We start from the raw sequence: 2,431 nt of genomic DNA on the forward strand, positions 1-2,431 counted from the left end.
GGCCGCGTCTACGACGAGCGTCACCCTGGAACACGGGTCGAGGCAAATGCTATCGAACAGTATCCGGCCTAAAAGGACTGGGGCGGATGCCTATCCCAGCAGGCTCACATGGGCGGAGACCACCCGCCAGCCGTCCGGCGTCCGCATCCAGGTCTGGCTCTGCCGCCCCGTCTTAGCGCTTCCCTCCCGGCGGAACTCGGTATTGGCGGTCGCGAAGTCGCGGCCATAGGTGGTGATGACGGTGTTGAAGATCTCCCGCGCCAGCCCGGCCGACGGGCGGGCGGCGCGGAACTCCCGGATCTCCGCGTAGCCGTAGAGGTTCTCCCCGACACCGAAGCGCAGGGTATGGGGACTGTCCCAGAACAGCTCGTCCAGGACGGGGACATCGTTGGTCACCAGGGCGGTTTCGTACCGGGCGAAGGCGGCGGCGACCTCCGCCAGCGTCTCGGGATCGTTGATTTCCATATCGGTGTCTTTCCTTCAGTTCGGGACCGGAGCCGCACAGACACCCGACAGTTCCAATTGGGCGGCGACCCGCAGGACCAGGTCTTCCCGGCCGGGCGCCGCGATCACCTGGACGCCGATGGGGAGCCCGCCGGGACGCTGGACCGGGACGGCCGCGATGGGAAGCCCGATCAGCGACAAGGGCTGGGTGAAGATGCCGATATTGGGCCTGACCAGCATCTCCACGCCGTCCAGCACCATGGTCTCCTGCCCGATCGGCGGTGCGGTGCAGGGAGTGGCGGGAGCCAGGACGATATCGACGTTCGCGAACAGCTCCATCACCCGGTCATGGTACCAGCGCCGGAAGCGCTGCGCCTGGAGATACCAGGACGAAGGCACCATGACGCCGGCCAGCAGGCGGTCGCGGGTGGCGGGGTCGAAGTCCGCCGCGCGCGTCCTCAATCGCTCCAGATGAAGGTTGCCGCCCTCCGCCGTGGTGATGACATAGGCGGCGGCACGGGCGCGCGCCGCTTCGGGGATCGTCACCGTTTCCCTGGCGCCCAGACTTGCGGCCACAGCCGCCACCGCCTCGAAGGCTTCCGGCAGGGCGCCCTTGGCGAAGTAGCCGCCGGCGACGGCGATCCGCAGGCCGTCGGCGCCCTGTCCGAGGCCGGGCATTGTCGGCTCGGCCTTGCCGGCGGGGTCCAGCATCGCATCGTAGGCGGCCGCCAGATCGGCGGCGGATCGGGCCAGCGGCCCCAGGTGGTCCAGGCTGAAGCAGAACGGAAAGGTCCCTTCCCGGCTGAGGCGGCCGAAGGTCGGCTTGAGGCCGAACAGCCCGCAGAAGGACGACGGCACCCGGATCGAACCGTTGGTATCGGACCCCAGCGTCAGCGGAACGAACCCGGCCGCCGCCGCCGTGCCCGATCCGCCGGACGAGCCGCCCGACATGCGGGAGGGATCGTGCGGGTTGCGTGACGGGCCGTAGTGGCAGTTCTCTCCCGTGAAGTCGTAGGCGTATTCCCCCATGTTGAGCGCGCCGACCAGCACGGCCCCCGCCTTGACAAGGCGCCGGATCAGCACGGCGTCGGAGGAGGCCGGCGGATGACCGGCGTTGATCTTCGATCCGGCAAGGGTCGCCACCCCGGCGATGTCGAACAGGTTCTTGACCGCGAAGGGCACGCCGGCCAGCGGTCCCGGATCGCCGCCTCCCGCCACCGCCGCATCGACCTTGGCCGCCTGCGCCAGGGCGCGGTCGGACGTCAACGCCGTGAAGGCGCCGAGTCGGGGATCGTCCGCCGCGATCCGGGACAGCGCCGCCCGGGTCACGTCCACGGCGCTGACGGCACCGCTCCGGACCGCCGCCGCCGTCTCCAGCGCCGTGCTCGACCGGCCGATCATGCGCCTTCGCTCCCCGGATGGAAGGTCGGAGCGATTTCCGTGTCGTCCGGCAGGGGAAAATCGGTCACGAGCCGGGCGATTTCCGCCGTGCGGGCCATGTTGCCGGCGATCCCGGGCATGTAGGCCGGATCGATGGCGAGACCAAGGACCGCAGCCATGTGCTCCACATGTTTTACGGCATCGAAAGTGCTATCTGGCATAGTCCCTCCCTGGTGTAGCCGGATATACCTCAGCAACCGGCATGCCATTGGCATGGATGTAGCTGGAATGCGGCGTGCAAGCGGGTGCCGCGGCCCTGCGGCGCTGGCAAAGCGTTGCATCCATGCCCAAATTATGGGCGGCCCTTCAAGGACCTGGAGTATGCGTCAGGGTGAGTGAGCAGCGGATCGAACTACGGCGCACGCGGGCGGACGAGATCCGCGAAGCGATTGCCGACGACATCATGAGCGGCCGGGTCTTCCCCGGCGTCCGGCTGGACGAACAGGAGCTGGCCGACCGGTTCGGCGTCTCCCGCACGCCCGTCCGCGAAGCGCTGAAGCAGCTTTCCTCGACCGGGCTGGTCGTCCTGCGTGCCCACAAGGGCGCC

4 protein-coding genes are annotated in these 2,431 nt (G+C 68.8%); 1 reads left to right on the forward strand and 3 read right to left on the reverse strand.

The features are described from left to right. Positions 1-90: 90 nt before the first annotated feature. Genes hpxZ through AC5JJ6_RS09300 form a run of 3 tightly spaced genes read right to left on the reverse strand, consistent with a single transcriptional unit; the run spans position 91 to position 2,003 of the window. On the reverse strand, positions 91-465 hold the full coding sequence (gene hpxZ, locus AC5JJ6_RS09290) for an oxalurate catabolism protein HpxZ (protein ID WP_496041766.1): 375 nt from the start codon (positions 463-465) through the stop codon (positions 91-93). A 15-nt stretch (positions 466-480) separates the two neighbouring features. Next, positions 481-1,845, reverse strand: a complete 1,365-nt coding sequence (locus AC5JJ6_RS09295) for an AtzE family amidohydrolase (protein ID WP_496041767.1) — start codon at positions 1,843-1,845, stop codon at positions 481-483. Beyond that, positions 1,842-2,003, reverse strand: a complete 162-nt coding sequence (locus tag AC5JJ6_RS09300) for a DUF4089 domain-containing protein (protein ID WP_496041768.1) — start codon at positions 2,001-2,003, stop codon at positions 1,842-1,844. The genes AC5JJ6_RS09295 and AC5JJ6_RS09300 overlap by 4 nt, the downstream gene beginning before the upstream one ends. 212 nt (positions 2,004-2,215) lie before the next feature. Between AC5JJ6_RS09300 and AC5JJ6_RS09305 the strand changes: the two genes are divergently transcribed. Beyond that, on the forward strand, positions 2,216-2,431 hold a 216-nt coding region (locus AC5JJ6_RS09305), incomplete at its 3' end, for a GntR family transcriptional regulator (RefSeq protein ID WP_496041769.1).

The sequence above is a fragment of the Skermanella sp. genome (assembly GCF_059503625.1).